The 25,897-nt window shown below is 52.0% G+C and carries 21 protein-coding genes and 1 tRNA gene; 8 read left to right on the top strand and 14 right to left on the bottom strand.

Translation table 11 applies throughout. The features are described from left to right. Window positions 1-266 precede the first annotated feature (266 nt). Window positions 267-1,079, top strand: a complete 813-nt coding sequence (locus CEE36_10310) for a hypothetical protein (GenBank protein TKJ39681.1) — start codon at window positions 267-269, stop codon at window positions 1,077-1,079. Between the two features lie 44 nt (window positions 1,080-1,123). Here CEE36_10310 and CEE36_10305 read toward each other — a convergent pair whose 3' ends face one another. Continuing rightward, window positions 1,124-1,945 (bottom strand): ATP-binding protein, encoded by an 822-nt coding sequence (locus CEE36_10305; protein TKJ39680.1) that lies wholly within the window; start codon window positions 1,943-1,945, stop codon window positions 1,124-1,126. Window positions 1,946-2,359: 414 nt separating this feature from the next. Here CEE36_10305 and CEE36_10300 point away from each other — a divergent pair, with 414 nt between their 5' ends. Continuing rightward, window positions 2,360-3,406: a hypothetical protein gene (locus CEE36_10300; protein ID TKJ39679.1), complete on the top strand. Its 1,047-nt coding sequence runs from the start codon at window positions 2,360-2,362 to the stop codon at window positions 3,404-3,406. Between the two features lie 140 nt (window positions 3,407-3,546). Here CEE36_10300 and CEE36_10295 read toward each other — a convergent pair whose 3' ends face one another. The 8 genes from CEE36_10295 to CEE36_10260 form a co-directional block, all read right to left on the bottom strand. Continuing rightward, window positions 3,547-4,776, bottom strand: coding sequence for an 8-amino-7-oxononanoate synthase (locus CEE36_10295; GenBank protein TKJ39678.1), 1,230 nt, complete (start codon window positions 4,774-4,776; stop codon window positions 3,547-3,549). Continuing rightward, entirely contained in the window at window positions 4,773-6,059 is a 1,287-nt protein-coding gene (locus CEE36_10290) for a cysteate synthase (GenBank protein TKJ39677.1), read from the bottom strand. Before CEE36_10290 ends, CEE36_10295 begins: the two co-directional genes overlap by 4 nt. Window positions 6,060-6,348: 289 nt before the next feature. Then, window positions 6,349-7,455 (bottom strand): hypothetical protein, encoded by a 1,107-nt coding sequence (locus CEE36_10285; GenBank protein ID TKJ39676.1) that lies wholly within the window; start codon window positions 7,453-7,455, stop codon window positions 6,349-6,351. Further along, complete coding sequence (locus CEE36_10280; GenBank protein ID TKJ39675.1) at window positions 7,448-8,086, bottom strand: hypothetical protein; 639 nt, start codon at window positions 8,084-8,086, stop codon at window positions 7,448-7,450. The genes CEE36_10285 and CEE36_10280 overlap by 8 nt, the downstream gene beginning before the upstream one ends. A 93-nt stretch (window positions 8,087-8,179) precedes the next feature. Continuing rightward, complete coding sequence (locus tag CEE36_10275) at window positions 8,180-8,998, bottom strand: hypothetical protein (protein ID TKJ39674.1); 819 nt, start codon at window positions 8,996-8,998, stop codon at window positions 8,180-8,182. Between the two features lie 200 nt (window positions 8,999-9,198). After that, window positions 9,199-10,494, bottom strand: coding sequence for a hypothetical protein (locus tag CEE36_10270; protein TKJ39673.1), 1,296 nt, complete (start codon window positions 10,492-10,494; stop codon window positions 9,199-9,201). Between the two features lie 48 nt (window positions 10,495-10,542). Then, window positions 10,543-11,853: a hypothetical protein gene (locus CEE36_10265; protein TKJ39672.1), complete on the bottom strand. Its 1,311-nt coding sequence runs from the start codon at window positions 11,851-11,853 to the stop codon at window positions 10,543-10,545. A 5-nt stretch (window positions 11,854-11,858) separates the two neighbouring features. Beyond that, a complete protein-coding gene (locus CEE36_10260) occupies window positions 11,859-12,812 on the bottom strand; it encodes a hypothetical protein (GenBank protein TKJ39671.1) in 954 nt (317 codons plus the stop codon). 148 nt (window positions 12,813-12,960) lie between these two features. Between CEE36_10260 and CEE36_10255 the strand changes: the two genes are divergently transcribed. Together CEE36_10255 and CEE36_10250 are read left to right on the top strand one after the other, a co-directional pair. Continuing rightward, window positions 12,961-13,035: transfer RNA gene (locus CEE36_10255), tRNA-Pro, on the top strand. Window positions 13,036-13,427: 392 nt separating this feature from the next. Further along, window positions 13,428-14,729, top strand: coding sequence for a hypothetical protein (locus CEE36_10250; GenBank protein ID TKJ39670.1), 1,302 nt, complete (start codon window positions 13,428-13,430; stop codon window positions 14,727-14,729). A gap of 976 nt (window positions 14,730-15,705) precedes the next feature. Here CEE36_10250 and CEE36_10245 read toward each other — a convergent pair. Continuing rightward, window positions 15,706-17,859, bottom strand: a complete 2,154-nt coding sequence (locus tag CEE36_10245) for a ribonucleoside-diphosphate reductase, adenosylcobalamin-dependent (protein TKJ39669.1) — start codon at window positions 17,857-17,859, stop codon at window positions 15,706-15,708. Window positions 17,860-18,092: 233 nt separating this feature from the next. Here CEE36_10245 and CEE36_10240 point away from each other — a divergent pair, with 233 nt between their 5' ends. From CEE36_10240 to CEE36_10225, 4 genes are all read left to right on the top strand, one after another. Next, the gene (locus CEE36_10240) at window positions 18,093-18,662 is read left to right on the top strand and encodes a hypothetical protein (GenBank protein TKJ39668.1); all 570 of its coding nucleotides are present in this window, start codon (window positions 18,093-18,095) and stop codon (window positions 18,660-18,662) included. 213 nt (window positions 18,663-18,875) lie between these two features. Beyond that, a complete protein-coding gene (locus CEE36_10235; protein TKJ39667.1) occupies window positions 18,876-20,129 on the top strand; it encodes a hypothetical protein in 1,254 nt (417 codons plus the stop codon). 270 nt (window positions 20,130-20,399) lie between these two features. Continuing rightward, window positions 20,400-21,164, top strand: coding sequence for a hypothetical protein (locus tag CEE36_10230; GenBank protein ID TKJ39666.1), 765 nt, complete (start codon window positions 20,400-20,402; stop codon window positions 21,162-21,164). Beyond that, window positions 21,161-21,862, top strand: a complete 702-nt coding sequence (locus tag CEE36_10225; GenBank protein TKJ39665.1) for a hypothetical protein — start codon at window positions 21,161-21,163, stop codon at window positions 21,860-21,862. The genes CEE36_10230 and CEE36_10225 overlap by 4 nt, the downstream gene beginning before the upstream one ends. A 49-nt stretch (window positions 21,863-21,911) precedes the next feature. Here the strand turns inward: CEE36_10225 and CEE36_10220 are convergent, their stop codons facing one another. From CEE36_10220 to CEE36_10205, 4 genes are all read right to left on the bottom strand, one after another. Then, a complete protein-coding gene (locus CEE36_10220; GenBank protein TKJ39664.1) occupies window positions 21,912-24,074 on the bottom strand; it encodes a hypothetical protein in 2,163 nt (720 codons plus the stop codon). After that, the gene (locus tag CEE36_10215; GenBank protein TKJ39663.1) at window positions 24,074-24,607 is read right to left on the bottom strand and encodes a hypothetical protein; all 534 of its coding nucleotides are present in this window, start codon (window positions 24,605-24,607) and stop codon (window positions 24,074-24,076) included. Before CEE36_10215 ends, CEE36_10220 begins: the two co-directional genes overlap by 1 nt. Before the next feature lie 254 nt (window positions 24,608-24,861). Next, window positions 24,862-25,374, bottom strand: a complete 513-nt coding sequence (locus CEE36_10210; GenBank protein ID TKJ39662.1) for a hypothetical protein — start codon at window positions 25,372-25,374, stop codon at window positions 24,862-24,864. A gap of 86 nt (window positions 25,375-25,460) precedes the next feature. Beyond that, the coding region (locus tag CEE36_10205) for a hypothetical protein (GenBank protein ID TKJ39661.1) at window positions 25,461-25,897 on the bottom strand (437 nt) is incomplete at its 5' end.

Genomic DNA, 25,897 nt, shown 5'->3' with positions numbered 1-25,897 from the left:
AAAGTTAGCTAAAGATGACTTGCCGGGTATGTTTCATTTCTCTTGACAAATACGGTATTGCAAGTTAGAATGGCCAATGGATGGGCGAAATCTTTCTGCTGAAGAGTTTTCCACAGGACTTGACAAGTTGGAACTTGAGACTATAATTGTAATGAAGCCCACTAAGGGTTTCAAAAGAGATTGGTTTGAGTCCCCAATTTGGGGACTCCCTATTTTTTAGGCTCGCACAGAGATTGACAAAACCTTCAGGATTGAGAGAATTAAGGATGCCTGAAGGAAATAAACCCAAGATAGTGCCGCCCGTTCCCACAGAACTCTCCAAACTGCACGATGCAATGGAAGAGCGCCGCCATAAATCGCTTGAGATTATTTACAAGCATCCTGAATGGAGAGAACATCTTGAACTTATACACGATTCTATAAACATCATCGTAAAGGCAACTAGGGATAGAGGACACAAGAATCCTGACGAACTCGTCTTAAAACATATTGGAGTCAGCCTCTATAACGATTGCACTTCGGCATACAGCCTTCTGCGTTCTGGTTACGGCCAAATTTCACTTATGCCTCTACGAGAGTTGCTGGAATGGGCTATGCTCCTTGCAATGTTTGCCTTAAAAACTTCCGCGATTCAAGAATGGAAAAACGCTGATAGGGAAGAGCGTCTGACGAAATTTTCTCCCGGTGCCATACGCAACTTTATAAATCAAAAACTTGATCTCCCCAAGAACCAAAGAGACGCTTTGGAATCTGCGTATCACTTGCTTTGTGAATACGGTACGCATCCCACTTATAAAGGTATAATGATTATGCTACAGACTCGAACCCCGGAGCTTGAAAGGAAAGGAACCCTTTATTGGGGTCCTTTTGTTGAAGAGAGCCAACTTTTACATTTTCTTATAGAATTTGCTCGAATCTTCTCATTCACAACTAACAATCTTATCCTAGCCTTTGGGATAGATGCTTTTGATGAGCCTTTGAAGGCTGCATGCTTGACCTTTACCGCGTTCCGAGACCAATGGTGGCAAAGGTATGGCGGATTCCCGCCAGCCGATGCGTCAAAAGATGCATTGAGTTAGAAGGTGGGGCGACCTAAAGGTCGGCCTCTACTGTGTGATCTATTTTAGAGCTTGTTTACCTCTTCGATGATCGCCTCAAGCACCTTTGCCGCTTCGCTTTCTGGATGTTCCAAAACGTAGGGCTTGCCTGAGTCTGAGGCTTCAACGATCGCCATGTCAATAGGGATGGCACCCAGGAACGGGATCTGCAAATCCAGCGCTGCCTGCTTTCCTCCTCCTATCTTGAACACGTCTATCCGCTTGCCGCAGTGCGGGCACACCATGCCGCTTAAGTTCTCAAGTATCCCCAGGACAGGTATCTTTAGCTGGTTGAGGAAGCTAATACACTTGCGTGCATCCAGAAGTGCCACGTCCTGCGGCGAGGTTACAACTATTGCGCCGCACATCTCAGGGATCAGCTGTGCGATGGATAATGGCTCATCTCCTGTGCCGGGCGGCGAGTCGATCACCAAAAGATCAAGCTCGCCCCAGCGCACCTCGGCTAAAAACTGCTTTAGAAGCCCCATCTTCAATGGTCCGCGCCAGATAACCGAGTCATCCTGGCTCCGCAGAAGCGAGGCGGTGCTTACCGCAACAAGGTTGTCACGCACACCGATAGGTTCAATCCCTTCCTCGGTGACGCCCAGGGGCATACCGGCAAAGCCCAGCATGTGAGCAATCGAGGGGCCGTGGATGTCTGCGTCCAGTATGCCGGTCTGAAGTCCCTTCTTTGCCGCGATCAACGCAAGGCTTGTGGCCACAAAGCTCTTGCCAACCCCGCCTTTGTTGGAGAGCACAAATAGCTTCTTGCGGATCCGTCCCAAATTCTCCTTAAGTTTCCGGTCCAGTTCCTGCTGCCGCTTTATCTGTTCCGGTGACTGCATCATTCTATGCTCCTTTCTTTTGCCCAATGATAGTCCGCTTTGATAGATGTGCAAATCTCTGTCCATAGTTAAATCATTACTATAGTCTTATTATAGGAATTGTTGTCCTCTCCATGGCCCTTTAAAAGGATACTCAAAGAGCAAGACAGGATTCCTTGATTATTTAAGAGGCAAGCCTTGATTTTTCGGGCACATAGATGTAAAGCTCAGCCAAAAACCATACTTCATATGTATAATTTCATGGACGTCCAGGGGTGTATCCCGGACGTAAAGGTTAAGCTCATTTACTTTTAAGCCCACGACTTGACAGCGGCGTTCGATTGATTATGCTTAATTCCTAACGGAGGAGTGGTGTTGGGGTGGATTTAGTGCCCCCCCCGAACGACTTAGAACTAAGGAGATCTCTTGATTACTGCAATGCAGCACTTGGGATTTGGAGTGGCTGACCGTGACCGCTCGTGGGTTTTTTACCGTAAGCTCGGTTTCGATGTACCCATGAGTTTGAACCAGAGTTATGCTTCAAGGATGGAGCCCATAGTGGGGGGCGACTACGAGCGCAAGGTTGTCATCGCAGCTAATCTTCTGGGCGGTGCCACTCTTGAGCTATATGAGTATATCTCTACCGATCCCATGCCTTTCCCTGCCGATTGGAGATGGGGTGATCCGGGCATGAGTGCAACCGCCCTTAAGGTTACGGAGATTGAACGCGCCCTTGGGTTGTTTGCCGATTCTACGGATACGATCATTGCTGGCCCCATGCCTTGGCCTGCCAAGCCGTCCTGGAAGGCGGCCTTGATTAAGGACCCCGACAACCTGCTCATCTACCTGGTTGAAATTCCCGGCATGAAGTACTCGCTACGTCGTGACGGCAAACGGGTAGGAGGAGCGATCTTTCCTACTATCGCAGTGACCGATATGGAACGCTCCCTTCGTTTCTACAGGGATATACTGGATTACAGCCAGGTGGTTTACGACTGGAAGGGCATTGATCCGATGCTGGCTTCTATCCCTGGAGGCGATCGTCCTATGCGGCGTGTTCTTCTGCATGATCCCAGTCCCTCTATCTCCTTCTACAGCTTCTACCTCGACCGCGGCTGGATCGAGTTGGTGGAGGTTGAAGGTGAGAAGGGCCCGCATATCTACGAAGGGAGACGATGGGGTGATATAGGACAGATGGAGATCTGCTTCGATGTCTACGATATCCGTGCTACGTTTGATGAGCTTGTCCGTAGAGGGGCCAAGCCGTTGCTTGAACCTAACACCGAGGATTTCGAGATGGGGCACGGCGCAACCGCGCTTTTCGCCTACTTTGCCGATCCTGACGGCACCATGATCGAGCTCGCCGAGGCGACCAGGTTGAACCTTATCAAGAAGATCAGCATTGATCTGCGCAAGCGCAAGCCTGGCAAGGCGTTTCCCGCCTGGCTCATGAAGATGAGTCGTTTCAACCGCTACAAGGATTAACACCCCAAGCAGGTACTACGTCCCTGCTTGGGGACCTCACATTACACCCCACGGGTTACGCTGCGCGTCCCCGCGCGGGGGCACTAACAATTAACCATTTTTTATATTCCGATCCTTTCTCCGAAGGAGAAAGGGAGGAGTTACCAAAGCTTCATCTCGTCGCGGACCTCGCGGAAAGCCTTAAGGGTAATCTCGATGTCCTCCTCGGTGTGGGCGGCGGTCGGGATCATACGACAAAGCAGCACACCTTTGGGAACCACCGGATACATCACACCGGAGACGAAGATTCCCTTCTCATCGCGCATCTTGTGGATGAAGCGGATGGCGGTCTCGAGATCGGCGGCTGGGATGTAGACAGGTGTGACCGGAGAGGCGGTGTTTCCGAGATCAAAGCCCAATTCGCGCAGACCGTTCTGCAGCTTGCGCGCGTTCTCCCAGAGCTTTTCTACAAGCTTGGGTTCGGACTCCACTATGTCTATGGCCTTTATGAGCACCTCAACCACCACCATAGGCAGGGACTTGGCGAATATCTGGGTGCGGGCGTTGTAGCGGATGTATTCCACCACCGTATCATCGGCACTGCTGAAGCCACCGATGGCCGCAAACGCCTTGGCAAAGGTGCCGAAGTAGATGTCGATTTCATCCTGGAGACCGTAGTGAAATCCGATGCCTCCTCCACCCTTGCCCATGGTGCCGAATCCGTGTGCGTCGTCAACGAACAGGCGGGCACCGTACTTGTTCTTCAATTCAACTATCCCTGGAAGGTCGGCCAGGTCGCCGGTCATCCCGTAGACGCCCTCCACCACCACAAGGACCCCACCCTCGCGATCCCTGCTGGCGCGCCGCAACGCACGTTCCAGGCTTACCATGTCGTTGTGGCGGAAGGGTATGAACTGGCGGGTGGCAAACGCCGCGTCCATCATCGAGGCATGGGCCAGCTTGTCGATAACGATCACGTCGTCCTTGCCTATCATCGAGGTTATGGTGCCGATCACACCCAGGTAGCCGTAGTTGAAGAGGATGGCGCTCTCTTTTGCTGAGAACCTTGCGAGCCTTCGCTCAAGCTCGGTGTGGCGCTCGGTGTTGCCTGTCATGAAGCGCGAGCCCATGGGCGCACCCACGCCCCAGCGGGCCGCGGCCTCGCGTGCGGTCTCGATAAGTTCAGGACGACCCACCAGTCCAAGGTAGTTGTTGATCGCCCATTGGATAACCTTGCGACCCTGAAAGACCATGTGAGGGCCGGGCATCCCCTCAAGAATGGGCAGCGTAAAGTAGCGGTCACGCTGCATGCGTAAGTAAGAAAAGTAACCGCCTTCCTCGCCGCATTTTGCAAAAAGATCCCTCATGATCCTTTTATCTCCTTCTTTCAATCAAAGATTCTTTGAACCGTCTCCTCCGAGATCTCATCGCGCCGCAGGGTTATGTGAGGTTCGAGCCTGTGGATCTCATGTTCGGCAAAGAGACGTTTCTGGCCGCCGCCGGTGACGTTCAAGAGCACCATATCGTATGTTTTAACCGTCTTTCGCTCGATTGCTTTCTTCAGCGCTCCTGCAGCCACGGCCGCCGCAGGGGTAAGGTCGATGCCCTCCGTCTCTTCGAAGAACCAAGCGGCTAGTTGTGCTTCCGCGTTGGTCACCGAGTACATATGACCCTGGGTGTCGGCGAGCGCATCGTAGACCCCACCTTTAACCGAGTAGGGCGGTCTGCGGTTGGACAAAACGTGGGCGTTGATCTGGGATATACGCCGTCTGGCCTCCGCCTCGTCCATGGGTAAAAGCTCGCGTGAGCCGTGGTTCCATGCGTCTACTATCGGGGTGAAGGGGTGGTTCTGCACAAGGTGAAGCTTCATCCCTACGTTACCGAAACGGCCGTCGGCGCGCAGCCTTTCTGCCGCCTCCCACGCGGAGATTCCTCCGGTGCCCGAACCCACCGACTGGAAGTAGTGATCAGGAATACGGCCCGCTGTAGTTACCGCGGCAAGCACCGACGTTCCCATCCCGTCACGGCGCGCCACGTTCTTTGCCCCGCCTTCGGGTAGGTAGCCGGGAAGAGAAGCAATCATGCCAGAAAGATGAATTGCGTCAAAGTAGTCTGCTCCGCCCGTTACAGCAACCAGCTTGACCGAATCTGAGAAGGGTTTTGTTGACCACATGCAGCCCAGTCCCGCCTCGTGGACAACCATCAGGAGAGGGATGTCGTTGGCAGAACAGATCTCTGCGAAAGCCCTTGAGGTGTTGCCTGCCGAGGCGAGCACAAGAGTCTTATCGTTGGATGCAAGGCGCGAGCAGACCGGTGGGGCCTCCTGTTCCTTGAAGGTGCAGGTGCGCATGTCCGCACTTCGTTCAGGCCAGTAGCCTGAGAACACTATCCAGAGGTTTGAGAGTCCCAGATGAGATGCAAGCCCTTCGCTTTTGTATGCCACCGGCAAAGCCGAGTTTTCTATCGGCCTGCGCAGGGGCAGCCAATCCCCGAAGCGGAACATGCCCTTAGCCTCTTCCCTGATGGTAAGCTGTTTAGCTGCATATTCTGCGCGCAAAAACGCAGGGCCGTGGTCGGCGTCACAGGCAAGAAGGTGATTGTCCTCGGTGAACTCCTTGCCGCAGGCAAGACACCTTAACCTGTACTCCGTAGGTTTGAAATAATCGTTGCCCATCTGAGTTCTCCTAACTTAGTCAGCCTGCCAGCTTGCCGAGCTGTTTTCAGGCAAGCTCGCCTCCAGGATTCACTTACACTGTCTTCCAAACATCTACCTTCAGACACGCAATAGCCCCAACCGATTTGGATAGTAACGATTTTTCGCCGGCTTGTCAAGGATTTTGGACACGTAAATGTGGATTGGGTTAAAAGTTAACTTAACTTACCATTCAATAGGTTAAAGTTCTCCTAAGGCTATGCCGTCCTTGTGTGGCAAGTAGAAGGGTGTGTTATCTGAATCCTGATACCTATGTGGAGAACGTCAATAGCTTGCCCAGAAGTAGAACGCCCAGTAAGGTGAGGGCCGATACGATTACCTCAGCCAATATCCCAACAACGAGGGGTTTGTAGCCTATGTGGGCCATGTCCTTGAAGCGTGTCGCGAGACCAACGCCGGCAAAGGTAAAGAGAAACGCCCATCGTTCGGCAAAGGCAAACGATCGAAGCACGAGCGATTGAGGCGGCCCGAAGACCCCGAGCGAGGCGAGTACCGCGAAGAGGATAAATCCCAGCACGAACTTTGGGAACTTTCGCCACAGGAATCTTCCCTTATGCTTTACTCCTTTGGCTAGCCCTTTCCTTGTGTAGTAGAGTGCAAACCCAAGTATCACGAAGCCGACAAGTGCGTTTCTGCACATCTTCGTGATCGTGGCTACCACCTTGGCCGATCCGGATAGCGTACCCGTCACTATGTGATCGTAGATTGCGCCTGCGGCTACCACCTGCGGGGTATTTTCTATGGCCAGGCCGGCCCACACCCCAAAGCTCGTTGCGCTCATCTTAAGGAGCCAGCCGATGAAGGGGTAGACGATAATCGCCACTGTCCCGAAGAGGAGGATCGTCGCTATCGCGTAGCTCGTATCCTCGCGCGATGCGCCTGTAACCTCGCTGGTGCCCATGATAGCGGTTACCCCGCACACTCCTATGCCCCCGGCAAGAAGCAGGGAAAGCTTTTCGGGAAGACGGAAGAGCCTTGCGAGGAAGATAACGAAGAAGATCGAGAAGCTAATCTTTATCACCACTATCCCGAGTCCGATAGCTCCCAGGTGCGCCAGATCGGAGAAGATGATCCGCGCGCCGAGGAGGATGATGCCTAACTTCAAGAAGAGATTGTAGAGCTCAAGGCCAGGTGCGAGGAACTCGACCGCCCCTTTTATTCGCTCAAGAACGAGGTTGCCCAGGAGCATCCCCAGAAGGATTGCGACCAAGACGTTCGCGCCCAGGATTGCTCTGAGAAACTCGATTTTGATTACCCCGCTCATTAGATCCGAGAGGTAAAACGCTGCGATCCCGGTTGCAACAAGGAGTGCAACCCCGCTGATCAATCTCAAAACGGTACGTTTTCTCTCAACCATCAGATACCTGAAAGATAGGCTTGATCATTCGCAGGAAGCCCGGGAATCCAAAGCGTCTTGCCAGCCACGCATCGGCCTTTTCTTCATCACAAACGTAGCCGAGCCTGCGGTAGAAGCCGATGGCCTGGAAGTTGTCTTTCAGGACGTAGAGGGAAATAAGGGTGTATCTTTTACGTCTTGCAAGACGTTCGGCTTCCTGCATAAGTAGGCGACCGATCCCCTTTCCTCTCACCTGAGGGGCAACGGCGATGTCTTCGATGCAAAGTTCTCCGTCCTGGGCCAGCCTGGTCAGGCGTTGCAGGCGAAGATGGATCGGTAGTCTGGCCAGAAGGGGTAGTGGGCCGCAGATCCTCAAAAGTTCGGCTCCCATCTGTGGCTGGGTTCGAGCCTCGATCGTGCGGTCGGCGACGGTCAGGAGCCCTATAACCTGTCCTTTCAGTTCCGCGACAGTGGTGTGCTCAAAGCTCATCGGATTACCGGGTTTTGCAAAGAGTCTACGGATTATGGAGATCGCCTTATCTTGAGAACCGAAGGCGAGGTTGAACGCCGCCGGGCCGGTTGAGTAAAAGAGGGGAGCTGTCTGGCCTGCGTCCTCAGGAGAGGCCGGTCGAAGGATTAGACCCTTTCTCATACGAAACTATAGCCCGCCTTTACTGTTTTGCAACTCTTGAGTTGACAAGAAAAGAGGCCCCTTAAGAGGCCTCTTTAACTATCTTTAGGTGGTTTACTCTAATTTTTTCAGGCTTACGTTGCCGTTGGAGGTCTCAAGGTCTATCTCGCCGGATGCGTCGCCCATCGTGCTTTCGTAGATGTCTTCGTCAGAGTTGTAGTCACCTTGTGTGTGGAGATCGGCATCAACACTTATCTCGCCGTTGGAGGTTTTGAGATAGATGTTTGCCGAGACCGAATCAGGCACCGCTACTGTAATCGCCCCGTTGGAGGAGATGAACCTGCAGGTTCCATCCTTTACAGGCATAATCACGTCCGCCGTCACCTCGCCGTTAGCGGTTTCACCTGTGATATCGCCTGCATGGCGATCGACACCTATATCACCGTTGGAGGTAAAAAGGTCAGCCTCGCCAGCGGTTTTGGCGATATCTATCTCGCCGTTGGAGGTCACGAGGCGCAGGCTGTTCTGGTGACCTGCAGCCCTCATCTTGCCGTTTGAGGTCTCAAGATCAACATAGATAGATGCGGGCAGTTCAATGTCAGCGTCACAGCCGTAGTTTCGCACAGTGCTGATTGGGATTGTGACAGAGACACGGAGGGTGCCATTGACGGTATCCTTGGTAACCGAGACATCTATATCATCCAGATGGGCTTTTGCCGAGGGGCCGGTGACCCACTTGGTAAGGGTTATCGTAATGAGAGAGTCGGAGCTTACCGATGAGGTTATCTCTCCGTTCCCGGTCTCTATTTCGACCCGATTGTAGAGGTCGGCTGGGTAGGTCTCGGTTGCCGTATCAGACGCCTCGTCCGCATAATAACACCCCAGGGACACAACCAGCAACGCCGCCAAAGTTATGAGTGCAATCTTCTTCAAGCGATCCTCCTTGTTTTACTGGATTATAGGACGCGATGTGACGCAGTCAACCCGTAACCCCCGTAACCCGTAATCCGTAGCACGCCCTCCAGTAAGGTTGGATCCCTGTCTGCAGGGATGACCTAACGGTCGTCTTGCTCAGATTATTCCAGCGATCTTTTACCCTTTCAGGGCACACGTGCCCGCAGGGTAAAGGAGCATTAAAAATAGCGCAGCCAGACGTAAAGGCTTGCCAGAATAAGTGAAACTATTGTAATCGGCAGCCCTTTTTTTGTGAAGTTAGTGAAGGTTATAGGATGACCCGATCGGGTGGAGATCCCGATCACCACCATGTTTGCCGCGCTTCCGACAAAGGTGCCGTTCGCTCCGAGGGCCGCACCCAAAGAAAGCGCCCACCACAAAGGCTCCACAGGGCCTACTCCCTGGGCGGCAAGGGACTGGATTACCGGAATCGTCGCCACAACGAATGGGACGGCCGAGAGGATCATGGTCATAAAAGCCGACCCCCATAGGACTACCATCGCGGTTAAAAGGGGATGGCTTCTGGTAAGATTCATCACCAGATTCGCGATAGCCTCAATCACACCGGTTGCCCGCAGCCCGGCGACCATGATGAACATCCCTATAAAGAAGAAAAGGGTGGACCAGTCTATCTCGGCTAAGAGTATCCCCATGGAGTCCATCTTGCCTTGCCTGGGAGGCAGCTGGGAGAGGATCAGTAGCAGAGATGCGCCTATAAGGGCCACAGTGGCGGGTTTCATTCCCAGGGTCTCATGAAGCACAAACAGCGTGAACACAATGGCAAGCACCACTACTGACTTCCACAGAAGATAGGAGTCTTTTATCGCCTTTTTGGGAGACAGCGATGCGAGTCCGGCGACGTGAGAGGGGACTTTCCGAAGCGCGCGGCCGAAAGTCAAGTTGGCTATAACAACGAAGATCACGAGGATTATAACGACGATTGGGCCCATGTGCTTAAGGAAATCAAGGAAACTCAGGTTTGCCGCACTTCCTATCAGCATGTGGGGAGGATCGCCCACCAGGGTAGCGGTTCCCCCGATGTTTGAGGCCATTGTTTCCGCAAGCAGGAGCGGCACCGGATTGAGGCGTAGGGTTCTGGCAACCACCAGGGTTATGGGGGCGATAAGTATCATGGTTGTTACGTTGTCCAGGAAAGCGGAGGTGATGGCTGTAATCAGGGGAAGCGCAATCAAGAGAAGTATCGGGTGACCTCCGGTAGCCTTGGCGGTGGAGATGGCAAGCCACTCAAAAAGTCCCGAACGTTTGATGATGTTTACCATGATCATCATCCCGGCAAGAAGTAAGATCACGTTTAGATCAATACGGGCAAAGGCGATTTCCTGATCCAGGATCCCTAAGGCCAGCATAAGGGTGGCGCCGATTATGGCAACCATGGAGCGGTCGATCTTATCGGTAGCAATCGCTATGTAACTCGCGACGAATATAGTGACGGCGATCCAGGCTTGGGTGCTCATGGGATCAGGAAGTGATTACGTTCCATAACCGAATCTCGCGGCATCTCTCTATGAGCCTGCCAGCACGAAGTAGCGCAGCCAGACGTAGAGGCTTGCAAGAATCAGGGAAACGAAGGTAACAGGTAGACCCTTTCGTGTGAAGTTGCCGAAGGTTATGCGGTGCCCTGAGCGGTTGGAGATGCCTGCAACAACCATGTTGGCGGCGCTTCCGATCATCGTCCCGTTTGCTCCAAGGCACGCACCCAGCGCAAGCGACCACCACAAAGGCTCGATAGGCTCGATACCCTGGGCAACGAGCCCGCCGATAACAGGGATCATCGCAAGCACAAAAGGCACCGCCGAGGTAACCATCGTCAGAATTGCCGCACCCCACATTATTACCATGGATGCGAAGAGCACGTTGCTGCCGGTAAGTGAGGTCAGGAGGTTCAAGATCACACCGATGACCCCGGTTGCCTGGAGCCCTGCTATCATTATGAACATCCCTATGAAGAAGAACAGGGTGGGCCAGTCTATCTCGGCGAGCAGGGTCTCAACAGGGTCTATCTTTTTCTTCTTTGGGGGAAGCTGGGACAAGAGGAGCAGAAGTGCCGCACCCCCCAGGGCCACGGTGGCGGGGTAGATGTTAAGCATCTCGTGAAGTATAAACCCCATGAAAACGACCGCCAGCACACCCACCGACTTCCAGAGCAGATACCTGTCCTTTATGGCCTTGCGGGGCTGCAAAGATGCCAGGGCCGCGACGTTGGGGGAGGTTCTGCGAAGGGACTTTCCAAACAGACCGGTTCCCATAAGTGTGAAAACCACCAGTATGATCAGAACCAACGGTGCCATATTCGTAAGGAAATCAAGGAAGCTCAGATTAGCCGCACTTCCGACCAGCAGGTTGGGCGGATCACCTATAAGGGTAGCGGTGCCACCGATGTTGGAGGCCATGGTTTCAGAAATCAACAGGGGCACCGGGTCTATGCGCAGCGCGTCCGCTATCAAGAGAGTCATAGGAGCCATAAGCATCATGGTGGTTACGTTGTCCAAAAATGCGGAGGTGAATGCCGTAATCAGCGACAGGGTAATGAGCAGTAGGATTGGTCTTCCTCCCGTCACCTTTGCGGTAGAGAGGGCAAGCCACTCGAAGAGCCCTGAGCGCTTCACGATGTTCACGATGATCATCATCCCTGCCAGCAGGAAGATCACATTGAGGTCTATATGCCTGAAGGCGTTGGATTGATCTATAAGCCCTATTATTAACATCAGAGCCGCCCCGAGGAGCGCTATGATGGTGCGATCGATTTTCTCCGTAGCTATGGCGATATAGCTTGCGATAAAGATTGCGGCGGCAATCCAGGCTTGTGAAGACATCGGTCTTAAGTGCGCATCACCTTGGTTATGATGTCACGCAATGAGACCATCCCAAGGTAGTTCCCTTCTTTGGTGACTACCAGGGCGTTCTCCTTGTGATGCAAAAGAAGGCTGGTTACCTCAACAATGGATGCATCTTCCTCCACCTTGATATAATCTTTTGTCAGAACCGAATCCACCGGCATGCGGTCTTCATCGTGCAGGAATCGGTCAAATGGCTCGAACTCTGATAGGAACCTAAGGCCGCCGATCATGCGAGCGTATTCGGGCATAGCCGCTCCCAGGAGATCGACGCAGCGAACAACTCCCACCACCTTTTCCTCTGCGTCGACGACAGGCAAGGTGAGGGTCTCATTGCGGAAGAAGAGATCGGCAACCTGCTTTACGCTCATCCCCAGCCGCGCCGGTTCGATGCTTCGGGCTATGTCTCCGGCGCACAGACGCTCGGTGACCACCAGGTTGGTCTCTTTGATCGTATCTATGTATTGCTCAGGGTCTTTAGCGGAAACCAGCTTGTGCACGATACCCTCAATCCTGGCCAGACGAGCAAGCACTCCTAAGGTCTTCAGATAGAACTTGGAGACCCGTTTAGGCTCAAGGAGCAAAAAGACCACCTTAACCGGCTTGCCGTCAGGGGTAGGATCTTCGAGCCCTTCAGGGAAGATACCCACACCTATGGTAAGCTCGGATACCTCATCGGAGCGGGCGTGCGGAAGGGCAAATCCCCTTCCCACGATGGTTGAGACAAGGCGCTCTCGTTCCAGGACCTCATCAATCACTCTCTTCTCATTTACTCTAGGCTCATCTCTAACCACGAGCGGTACAAGTAGCCTTATCGCTTCTTCCAGGTTCTTCGCCTCGAGGTCAAGAAAGACCCTATTAGGCTGGATAAGATGAACTAGCTTCACTTTTGCCTCTGGAGAGAAGCATAGGCCGAACAAATCCGTTGTCAAGCTCACCGCCCCGCTGGGTCGCTACGTGACCCAGCCCGATAAAAACCATGTGTACGTGACCGTGGGAGGGCTCAGCAGCTTGACACCGAGGAGTCCCACTATATAATTCAGCCAGGACGGCGGAGTGTTCCTTAAGAACAATGCCGTTTTCGATCGGGGCGTGGCGCAGATCGGATAGCGCACTAGCTTGGGGTGCTAGGGGTCGCTGGTTCAAATCCAGTCGCCCCGATACTTAAGCTTCGGGCGGGTTCTCATAACCCGCTCGAAGCTTTTAGAAGTTTTATCAGCAAGATAAAACTTCAATAGAGGCGAGTTTGGCGGAACTCGCCTCTAACCTCTTAAAGATGAGCAAACCCGACTTACTGCTAAAGATAGCTGTCCAGGAACTCCTTTACCTTCTCGCTGTAGAGCTCGCCTGCAACGTGGGGCTCAAGGAGTTGCCTCACTAATGGATTTCAACGCGGATGTGACCAAAATCGTTTGTTCAGACGTACCGCATCCATATCTTCCAGAACGCCTCAGCCTTGCCGTTGGTCTGCGGACGACGGGGACGGGTGTAACGATTTTGAGGAACGTCGGGGGGTTGACATTTCCGTCCTGATTCAGTATAATGCCAATGCGATGAATGCTTTCTATCATGGCGATTGCCTTTTTGTAATGAAGCATGACATAGAGCCTGAATCGGTTGACCTTATCTATCTTGATCCACCATTCTTTACAGGCAAGATACAAAAGGGTACGAAGAAATGGCAGCCAGGAGCTATGGAAATATCCTTTGAGGATTCAAAACGCTTCTGGTCAGAGAAAGCTGAGGAAATGAGAAAGAAAGCTCCAGAATGGTTACGATATATAGCTCTTAAGCGTCCTGATTTTGCCTCTTACCTCTGGTATATGATGGAGAGGCTTCAGGCTTGCCACAAGGTATTAAAGAAGACGGGAAGCATATACCTACATTGTGATTATAGAGCTTCGCACTACCTGAAGATGGTTATGGATGAGATATTTGGCAATAACAATTCCAGAAACGAAGTAATTTGGTATAAGAATAGCGGGGGTATTGGTCGGACATCATTTAACAAAAGACATGATACACTTTTGAATTACAGTAAAACTGGTAAATACTTCTACAATGGTAAAGCTGTTGGAGATTTGAGAGAACAAGAGGAAGGAACTTTCGGTGGATACTTCGGGGTTGATAGCAACGGTAGGAAATATAGAGAAGTGCGTAAGGGTGGGAAAGTTTACAAATATTATATGGATGAACCCAAAAACCCTGATGATGTCTGGACTGTGCCTCAAATTCCAGAGAGAGATAAAACTGAACGAGTAGGCTATCCTACCCAAAAGCCAGAAGCCTTATTACAACGCATTATCAAAGCTTCAAGTAACGAAGAGGATTTAGTTTTAGACCCCTTCTGTGGCTGTGGTACTGCAGTAATCGTGGCATCCAAGCTAAACCGTAAGTTTATTGGAATTGATATTAACACATCTGAAAGGAAGAAAGGCGAGTTGCCAACCGCTTTTTCAGTTATCAAGAATCGTAGCCATAAGCTATTTGCAGAAACCCGTTACATATCCAGAGACCTATCAGAAGTACTGGAAATGGATTCAAGGCAATTTGAAAACTGGGTTAATGAATTTTATAGGGCTAATAAGCCTTCACCAGATAGGGGCGTTGATGGTATTACCCAAGATGGTATTCCAATACAGGTTAAAACCTTCAACATCGGCTACAAAGTGCTAAGCCAATTTATCACTGATGCAAAGTATCATCCCAAAACTGCTAAGCCCATTAAGAAGGTTATTGTAGCTTCACAAGTTGGATTTGATGACGGAGCAAGAAGCCGAAAGTTTGAAATTGAGACAAATGAAGATATTGAAATAGTCTTAACTACTCCAGAGGATATGTTAAAATTAGAATGAGTTATATGTACTATGCAGCCAACTGCGTCTCATGTTGGCCTTCGCTTAGTTTGAGTTGTCTGATATTAGAGAACCTTTGATAGGGTGTCAAGTAACCGATAGCTCGTCAGGGACGCAGCATCGTTTATTTGCTCGTGCCTGCAAACCCCGCAAGACTCAATACCGTCTTGAACCGCTTGCTTTCTCCTCGCATTACTCTCTCCATCTCTATCATTAAAGGCTCTCGCTGCTTTATGAAAGATCGTAGGGGCCGACCTTTAGGTCGGCCCGCCCTTTTTTGTCGTTGCGAGGAGCGTAGCGACGAAGCTCCGGAGGGCGAACGCAGGGAGCAATCTCATAGCACCCACCTAAGAACTCCTCGTAATGACAACTTACAATTGGTTTAAACCCGTTGTCTCCCCCTTTCCCTGCGGGGTCCTCAAAAGGGTGCGGAGAGGGTACCCTATACCAGTATCACAAATACCCCTCCCTTGACCGGACAGCGTGCCCCTTGGGATACTTTGTATCCCATAGGGTAGGGGATAAAGGGGAGGGTGATCACCCCCACCCTACCCTCCCCCGTCAAGGGGGAGGATGGGTAGTTATTCTCGCGATGGCAAAATAAGAAAAATCGTATGGGCCGACCTGATACCTTATGGGACACTCAGTATCCCAAGGGGCACGCTGAGGTCGGCCCCTGTGAACTTTTTCACCCCAGCCGTCCCCGCCCCTATCATTTAAAAATTTGCTCCGCAAGCGTCGCCCTCCGGAGCATTTTGAAATTTGACTTTTGCATTCGCGACGAAGTCGCGCCCCTGTCCATCTTTTGACCAGCTTCTGACCACCTTTTGACCAGCTTTTGTCCCACTTAATTGTGACGAGTGGCACTCAAACCTGACGAGTTCGCGGCAAATTTCGCCCGAAACGTGGCACCGAAAGCAAAGGACCGACCTTTCGGTCGGCCCTTTAAGTGTCAAGCTATCTTCAACTTAGCGTGTTAGGAGTTGCACCTGTTGCAGCCGGCCGTAAACTCCGAGCCTACGGTGATCATACGATCTGCGAACCTGGAACCGGCAAGTGACTGCGTGGCTCTGTTGGCTGCAGGCAGTTGCTCACGGTTCACCGAACCGATGTTTAAAACCTGTGAGGATTTGGAACCGTCGCGGTACACGGTAACGCCCTTGCACCCCAACCGGTAGGCAAGCATGTAAACGTCGGCCACGTCCATGGGGGTTGCGTGATTGGGCAGGTTTACGGTCTTGGAGACAGCGTTGTCGGTGTGTTTCTGAAACGCGGCCTGCATCTTCACGTGCCAGCTGGGATTGATGTCGTGGGCGGTAACGAAGATGCGTTTGACCGAGTCCGGAATCTTGGGTATCTTGGCCACCGTGCCGTGACGTGCTATCTCCTTTATGAGTCCTTCGTTGTAGAAGCCCATCTCGCGCGCCAGCCTCTCGAAGACAGGATTTACCTCCAGGAGTTCTGTGTTGTCCATCACGTTGCGGATGAATGAAATGGCGAAGATAGGCTCGATTCCTGAGGAGCAGCCAGCGATGATGGAGATGGTGCCTGTTGGTGCGATGGTGGTAAGTGTTGCGTTTCGGCGAGGTGGCTCGCCCCGGCTGGCAAAGGTAGAGTCGGGGAAGCTTGGGAACGCTCCGCGGCTATTTGCAAGTCCCTGGGACGCCTTGACCGCCTCGGTCTGAATGAAGCCAATAACCTGCTCGGCCAGACCGAGCGCCTCATCGGAGTCGTAGGGGATTGCGAGCGAGAACAGCATGTCGGCCCAACCCATCACGCCAAGACCGATCTTGCGGTTGCGCTTCACCATCTCGTCTATCTCAGGCAACGGATAGCGGCCGGCGTCTATAACGTTGTCAAGGAAGTGAATTGCGGCATGGATCGTTTTACGCAGGTGCTCGTAATCCACCGAGTGATCGGCGACCATCTTGGCTAGGTTCACCGAACCCAGGTTGCACGCCTCGTACGGCAGGAGCGGCTGCTCGCCGCAGGGGTTGGTGGCCTCGATGGAGCCTAGGCTGGGCGTGGGGTTGTCGTGGTTGATGCGGTCAAGGAAGACGATGCCCGGGTCGCCGGTGCGCCAGGCCATGGTGACCATGAGGTTAAAAACGTCCTTGGCGCGCAAACGGCCTGCCTCCTTGCCGGTACGTGGGTTTTTAAGGCTGTAGTTTTCGTCGCCTTGAACCGCGTGCATAAACTCCTCGGTTACCCCGACCGAGATGTTGAAGTTGGCAAGAATCCCTTCCGACTCCTTGCAGGTGATGAACTCAAGGATGTCGGGGTGATCGACCCGGAGTATGCCCATGTTTGCGCCGCGGCGCCTGCCGCCCTGCTTGATAACCTCGGTGGCAACATCAAAGACCCGCATGAAGGAGACCGGTCCTGAGGCTATACCTCCGGTGGAACGAACCATGTCGTTCTTGGGGCGGATGCGTGAGAAGCTGAACCCGGTCCCGCCGCCCGTTTTGTGGATGATCGCCGCGTGCTTTACCGACTCGAATATCCGCTCCATCTCGTCGGCGACCGGCAAAACGAAGCATGCGGCAAGCTGCCCCAACTCGGTGCCCGCGTTCATGAGCGTGGGTGAGTTCGGCATGAACTCGAAGGAGGTCATGAGGTTGTAGAAGCGTTCCTCGGTGCGTGCAACGTCGCCGCCGTAGCGCCCGTCAGGCGCGGCGAGGGCTGCGGCCACACGCTTGAATAATTGAGCGGGCGTCTCGTGAACTTCACCCTCCTCGTTCTTTAAAAGGTAACGGCGCTCAAGAACCTTCAAGGCGTTCAGCGAAAGCTTGAGGTCGTCCTGGATTCCTACAAAGAACTGCTTGGCCTCGCGCAGCTCGGCGCGCTTGCGACGATAAAGGATGTACGCCTTCGCGGTCTTGGCGTGACCGGAGCGGATAAGAACCGTCTCTACAATATCCTGAACCTCTTCCACAGAGGGGATGCCAGTATCCCCGTGGTGCTTTATAAGTTCGTCAACCACACGCTGGGCCAGGGTCTCGGCCAGCTCCCGGTTCTCCCCGCCAACGGCCTGTGCCGCCTTGAGGATGGCGTTGGTTATCTTTTCTATGTCGAAATCAACAACTCGACCGTCTCTTTTACGAATCTTTGCAGGACCGGCTTTGTTCATTCTTCGTCCTCCTTCGTAGTAGTTTAGGCGGATTACGTGCGCTTGTCAAGTAGGTTAGGGGTTAATTGCCTATAACATCTTAACCCTCTGTATTACAGTGGGTTGCAAGTTAAAATCTACACTTTAACTAGGCTACAAACGCGCCTACTATTTATGTATAGATATTGCCCCAGCCCCTGTGGATTACGTGTTGATAACTTGTGGACAACCCTAAGTCGCGTAGATACTTTGCGATGTCCGAACGATTGGTTTGTATCCAGGGAGATATCCACAATCAAGATTACGAAAAGGAGCGCTCTGAGGTTGACAAATTTCTGCCCGTAGCTATCCTTAATTCAATAAGGAGGAATAAAATGCCGATCGAAGGAATAAAAGTCACGAGAAAGCAAGTGGAAGATATACTTGTTGCGTCCATCCGTTTCACGGGTCAGGTATCACGGATACCGGCAGTTTTTGACAAACTCCTCGCCGCAGCCGGGGACAAAATGAACGGCAAACCCCTGGTGCTCTTCTACCCCAGCTACGAACTGGGCGACGATGATGACGTGGAGGTGTGTATCCCGGTTTCTGAAAAGGTTGAAACAGATGATATCAAATCCAGGCTGATTGAAGGCAGTAAGCTTATAACTACTTTGTATTACGGATCAGACGAGGAAAGTGCCGATGCCGCCTGGAATGGACTGTTTGCCTACATTAACGAACACGACATCAAGGTTAAGGCCCCATCACGTGAAGTGTATCTGGAGTGGGATCAGGAGGATCCTGAAAAGAACGTAACCGAACTTCAATTCCCATTGATTTGAGGAACTGATCTTCCAGATCTAAGACTGTAGGGGCACGGCATGCCGTGCCCCTACAGATAATTTGTGAGTTGTAATCGAAGGTGGATAAGATCGTATGGGCCGACCTCAGCGTGCCCCGGTCGGGTATAAGATCGGCCCGATTCCTTTCCCGACGGTGATATGCTTGACAGCCCAAGCGCGACAGATACAATAACCTGAACTCATGGAGGTAAAATGCAATCAGTCCGACGTTTAATTTCCTTCCTGGTCTTATCGATACTTGCACTCCTGCTTTTTAACTCTTGTCATCGGGAAGAGGAGCTAAAAGGCCGTCTGGAGACAAAGTCAGGTCAGACCATCCTTACCGTCTGGGGTTCCCACTACGAGATGGGTTATGCCCAGGGCTACCTTCTGGGTAAGAACTTCCTCGAGATGTTTGATTATTATCTTCTCGACCACTTTGGCGGGGGGGAGAATTACGAGGTCAATGTCCGGCCCTACGTTACAGATCACTGCGTTGATCCTAACCAGACTCCCTACGGCGAGGAGCTTGCGGGTCTCCTGGACGGCTGGAGGCAGGTGTGCGCCGACTCCGGCTGGTCCACCTCAAGCGAGTTCCTCGGCAGGGAAGTTGATATCAACGACCTCTACACCGCCCAGTTCGTACCCGATTTTATTTACGGATTTGGAGTCTCTTCTCTCTACTGTTCGTCACTTTCCGCCTGGGGTGATGCAACGAGCTCCGATCCTACGGTAAACGGTGGACTTATCTACTGCCGCATCCTGGACTGGACCACCGACGAACTTCTCATCGACAATACGGTAATCGTGGTTTACCAGCCAGAGGACGATTCGGAGATCGGCTGGGTTTCCTTCGCCTATCCTTTCTTTATAGGCTGCCTGTCCGGTATCTCGCAGGACGGGGTTTGTGCGTCATACAACCTGGGCAACCACAACGAGCCCGCGGATGAGTCCGGCAAGTTCTGGCCGATATTGTGGTCTATTCGTCAGGGGATTGAGAACGCGGATTACAACGGCGGCGGCACTCATGACGTAAAGGACATCTACGCCGCCATTGCTGATCATACCCGCACCGGCACGCATATCATCCACTGTGCCGGTCCTGCACTGGGAAGCAATGCGGTTCTCCCCTGTGTGGTGGAAGCTAACAACGCGGGGATAGCTATCAGGTATCCGAGTGACGAACCGGACATCGCTCCAGATCACCTCATAGCCACCAACCATCACTGCAAGCTGTACGAACCCGCCTATTGCTACCGTTACTCCAGACTGCTCAATGCGTTGATCGAGAACCCCGCAGTGACCACTCAGCGTGCGTGGCAGTTGGAAGACTCGGTTAGCACCTTTATATCGGCGATGAAGATACTCATCCGTACCGACAACCGCGACTTCTGGTTCGCCTACGGAGAAGATTTGTGGGATCCTCTGGAGGATGCAGCCTACTACAAGCTTGACGAGCTATTTTGATTGCTCCTTTTTGCCTTCGGCAAAAAGATCGCAGAGCTATCATGAGGACGTTATGTCAAATCGAGACTGTAGGGACACGGCATGCCGTGCCCCTACAGATAATTTGTGAGATAACTACTCAACATATGGAGGTCTTCTCTGGTTGCCTTGACATTGCAACTTTGAGGTGTAAAATTCGTCTTAATCTCACATAAAAGCCTCCGGTGGAGGAGAGGCTTTAAGGATTAAGGATATTGGATCAAGGTACGTAAACCCTTAAGGAGGCTGCAGATGAAACGTGCCATAGTAATCGTACTGGCAGCTGTCGTGGCGGCGTTTGCCATCCAGGCGGGTGGTTTCGGTGGCCCCATGGCGATAGGGATGATGCCGAACTTCGAGGGGCTCAACGCCGAGCTTGCCCGTTACAACGACACCTTCTTTGGCGGCTCGCGCGGCCCCGAGTTCTCCGGACCGATGTTTCTCATTGGCGGCCAGGGTAAAGGCTTTGTAGAGGGCTTCTCGGTAGGCGGCTGGGGCGCGGGCTTCTTTAAGGAAGCCACAGGCGACAGCTGTAAGGTCATCATGGGCTACGGAATGGGCTACGGCGAGTTCGGCTACCGCTTCAACATCGCGGATATAGTTCTAATCGGACCGGTGCTGCAGATAGGCGGCGGCGGTCTGGGTCTGCACATCGGCCGTTACCGAGCAGGCGGCGGTTTTGGATCGCCGACTGACGATGGAACCGACAACGACGAGTTCTTTGCAGACGACGAAAGCTACGACGCGGGCAAGGGGTTCCTCAACGTAGGTGCCGCAGCCGAGATAACACTTCTTTTCCCTGCCAATGAGCGCAAGACCGCTTTCGGTGGGCTGAACGTAAAGGGCGGCTATCTCTACCCAATCTATGAATCCGACTGGTGGGACGAACACGGCTACTCCATAGATAAGGATGCAGTGAGCTTCAACATGGATGGTCCCTTCGTCTCCGTAGGTGTTGTCTTCGGCGGCAGCTCCCGGGTTGAAACGAATGACGACGAGTGGGAGGAGTGGGAATGAGACGCATTATACTTGCTATTTGCTTGCTGGCAGCCGTGGGGTTCGGCCTGAACTGGGGTATCTACGGCGGCCCGGGTATCGCCGGCACCCTGACCAATATGGACCAGGTACATTCAGCGCTTTCTGAGTACAACGTTGCTTCCATTCCCCGTTATCAGATCGGCATCGCCACTCCTATCGTTATCCGGCTATGGAACTTCACCCTCGGCGGAGGGAATTCCTACTCCTGGCAGACCGCCTCGGGCAGCGACTACAAGGCCGCATTCCGCCACGATATCAATCTCACTGAGTTCGGCTACATCATAGATCTCTCAGACCACCTGCGCTTAAGGCCGGTTATCGGGATGGGCGACTATAACATTCACCTCAGAATCTCGGAGATTGGAACAGGCTTCGGCTCACCCGATGACGGCGACGGCGAGGGGTGGTCTTATGACTATAATAACTTCTCCCTTGCTGCCGGTGTTGGACTCGCTTACTACTGGAAGTTCGAGAACCGCGTTGTGGTGGGGCTTGAGGCAAAGGCCCGCTACCTGGTCCCGCTTGAGACTGATGCTGCGTGGGAGGCCCAGGGCACTTACGACGACGTATTTGTAGACGGCTTCTACCCCCACACACCCATCGTAGGCATCAACTTCTTTATAGGATACGAAAAGGTAGAAGAAGACAGGATAGAAGAAGGCTGGGAAGAAGAATAATTCCCACACCTAGGATTCTGTGAGGCCGGCCTAAAGGTCGGCCTTTTTATTAGCGTATTACTACCACTCTTATTTTCGATGAGCTTCCGTCTTTGGATTTCAGGTGCGCAAAGTAGGTGCCTGAGGGTAAGAAATCGAGTTCCAATTGCCCTGCCCCTTTGATCTTTTCTTCCCAGACACGACGCCCATCGATAGAGTAGCAAGTGAGCAGAGCTTCGCTGGGCGCGAAGTAGAAGAGTCGGTTAATCGAAGCGCTCAGGTAACAGCCCTGAGGTTCGGTATCAAGAGGATTCTCCTCTTCAACGGCCATAAATGATGCTGCTTGACCAGGAGGCCAGGGAAATTCCCTTACGCCGTCGTCCTCGCGTCCCAGTGTAGCGTAAACATCCCAATTATTGTCAAAATTCGGCCATTTAACGTCAGCCCCTACGAATAGATCACCAAACGTATCTGGCTGAGCCACGTCACTAACGTAAACGTACGGGCTGGAATAAGGAGGAAGGATGTAAATCTTTCTGCCGTCTTTTGGGTATTCCCAGTACCAGTCATCTCCCATGTGGAAGTTGCGAGAGTAGAACATATCCGTTTCTCGTGGGTTGGAATTGGGATCGTGGTAACGCGTGTCATCCCAGAAGAGATGAACGAACCCCAGATTGTCGCACACCACGTGGGGGTTTTCGGCGCTTTCCTGAGCAGGGGATATTGGTCCGAGCGAATCCCAGGTAGACCCCGATCCTCCCAAATTACTTATGCGGTCGTAAAAGACGCGTTCGTCATTCGGTCCAACTATCAAAGCGGAGGCAATATGGACATATCCGTATCCATCAATTGCCACAGACGGAGCTCCCATTCTGAATCGTTGCTTTGCAACTTTAGTTTTCCAGTAGGAGCCGGGCGCTCCCTCAAAGGTATTCTTCTTCCAGCACAGGTAGTCATAGTAGTCGCCATCGATTCTCTCTATCCATACCAGATGTACGCCGGCCGTGGAGTCGAGAGCCAATTTAGGGACTCCTATCATGTCATTTTCTTCAATTTGATACGGGGTATCCCAGGAATCTCCATTGTTATGTGAGCGGGCAAACACAAGATTGTCGTCATCCTTGCTTTCATCTCGTTCAACCCATGCGGCGTAAACCATATCATCATGATACTGCCCCAATGCTGTGGGCGCATGGGCCACGGCAATCGTTGGCCATGAGACATAGCTATCTCTATGCCTTAATTCGATTGGCCACCCCCATGTGCCTGTTTGTCCGTCTCTTTTCCTGTAGATGACCTTAAAGTCGCCAGGATTAATATCATGTTCTACCCATATGGCGTGAACGTTATCCTCGCCGTCGATTTCTATATGGGGACCGCTGATAGCAAAATGCCAGTCCGAAAGTATCTCCTTTTGCCCCCAGCCTATCCCGTTGGGGACGTAGATTACGCGGACAGGAGTAACTATCAGATCAAGAATTTGACCGGTAGTGTCCTCGTAACAACCAGGGCCGAAATTTTCGCCTTCCAGGTAGGCCATGTGGACATACACCTCCTTGCCGGTGGGGTCCCATGAAATGGCCACGTCCGCGTTGAATTGGTGGTATGCTGCGGAAATCGCGTCAAGCTCGGGTGCCCACGTGACTTGGTAGGGGTACAAAAAGCTTGCCCCGGCTATGTCGTCCGAGTGAAGGTCGCGCTTGTAGGTTTCATACCAATTCATCTCTTGATGCATGGTGGTTAATGGATCGACAAGTTGCTCATCTAATCCTACCCAATGACCTGCTTCGTGGGCAGCAACGTGTTCAACGTCAAAGGTTTGATACGCCCCATTGGTTGACCAGTTGTGGTATTGGTCATTGAAAAACAAGTCAACTTCCTGTGTGGTTCCATATTCTTCGTCGGTGAGGCTCACGGCGACTAATTGGGGATCAGATGATATATACTCCCAGCCTGATCCTACGAAGCATACCTCACATTCTGAGTTAGGGAATTGGGGAGGATCGGACATAGTTCCCAAACACAAGAACCCAATATCGGCTGTTGAAACATTACTCCATGTTTCAAACGCTCTTTCTATTGCATCGTGCCAATCTGGATAACCTCCTTGATGGATTCTATATGTTACGGTTACCCCTATAGGCCATTGCCAACCTGAAGTATAGTAGCCGCTTAAGACCGTCACTAATGGTAGGGATACGATAGCAAGTATGATTAATCTGATGCGTTTCATTATTGTGTCTCCTGGAAAGCAGAAGAAAGCTTATCAATTGCTTCTCCAAGGGGAATTGATTCAACATCCCCGATTAAAGAATCATTTTGGATGGTGTACTTCCATGGTTTTGTAGAGACGCAATAGATAGTTTCGTCTTCACCTGTGAAGTGCGGATGGATTTTTATCGCGGCCAGGAAAATCTCACCTTCTTTAAATCTCACTGAAGGTGTCACATGTACCCACCTACCTGGACTGATCATACCACCTTCGTGGCTGATATGGATTGTATTGGTTGGAGGAATCAGGGTTGAGTCTTTAGCATAGGCTGATAATATCTCAGCCGATATGTGAGTGTGGGGTAAGGTTGAGTTGAAGGGTTGTCCATTTATTTCACCTGATATTGTATCTACGCTATACCACATGCTGTCTACCTTTCCAATGACTACTATCTGGGCCGAATCCAGCATAAGCTCGAACGTCGGTAGTGGGGGCGGAACCGCCGAGCTGCCCTCTGCTTGTGCTACTAAGAGTAGCAGTAACGCTAAGTTCATTTTACCCTCCTTTCGGGGTTTAAGGTTTGCGTTGTATATGGTTGAATATAAACTAGAAACATATCTTGTCAAGGGTATTTCAAAAGCCTGGTGTATTGCCCCGAATTCCCCTTCACAGTCCGGTGTGCCGTTCTGGTTTATCTCGTAAATGATTGGCATGTCGGAACTTAACCAATGATACCCTGATGGTTGATAAGCCCATAGCGCTTGAATTGTGAATAACAGGCTTAGAATCTTTATGTAATTGAAGTTTTTCATGGTTGAACCTGCGTAAACCTTGAGGATAGAGTTCCGATTACCTGTTCAATAGGAAGAGGGTCGGCGTAATGAATTTCTAACGAATCGTTTTCTATGGTGTACTTCCAACGGCGTGTTACGACTCTGTAAACCGTTTCATTTCCGGATTGGAATTCCACAAAGGGTGTGATGGCAGCAAGAAACACTTCTCCTTCTTCAAAACTAACGGAAGGATTTATGTGCAACCCTAATCCACCGCCGTACACAAGGTGTAAAAGGTTTGTATGCGGAAGAAGACTTGTGTCCTTATAGTAAACCGTTAGTATTTCTGCAGCAACATGAGTATATGGGAAGGCTTTTAGGGTGCTGTCTGCGAGCAAGCGGGTATCTATTCTCTCCCACATACTGTCCACTTTAGCTATGACTACGAGCTGGGCGGAGTCCACCATGTCTTCAAAAGTGATCGGTGCGACTGCCGCAGTCGCATTGCACAGCGGCGCGGCCAGGAGCAAAGCTAAGGTAACTGACATTACGTCCTCCTTGTTGGTTAAAGGTTTGTTTTATATGTTTGAGTATAGTCTAAATTTAAATCTTGTCAAGGTTTTGGGGAGAATGCTCAGAGGATTTCGGTGGGGTCAACCTCTGCCTGCCAGCCAGAGCGCAGCAGGGTGCGGGCGTTGATTAGATCACCCGGATTCAGGTCGCGGCGTAACTTAACCAAAATGCGGGTCTTGCCCCTTCTGCCTGCATAAGGTCCCAGGATCTCGGCCCCCTCGTGTTCGATAACTTGCAGAAACTTATCCGCATCCCAGGACGATTTGGTTAGCCCTCGTTCAAATAAAAGCAGCCTCCGGTAAGGCGGGTATCCCAGCTCACGGCGTCTGCGCACCTCGCTTGCAAAGAAGGACTCGTAATCTCCCCGAAGCGCCCACAAAAGAAGCCGGTTGCGAGGCCTGAACGTCTGTATGACGAGTCGACTCTGAGCGCTCGACGTCAGTATCCTGCGCAGGTAGGCAACGTTACGGAACGCACGCTCCGCCGCCCTGAAATCTG

Source organism: candidate division TA06 bacterium B3_TA06 (assembly GCA_005223075.1).
Classification (GTDB): domain Bacteria; phylum Hydrothermota; class Tepidihabitantia; order B3-TA06; family B3-TA06; genus B3-TA06.
This window is presented reverse-complemented; position numbering and strand designations above follow the sequence as displayed.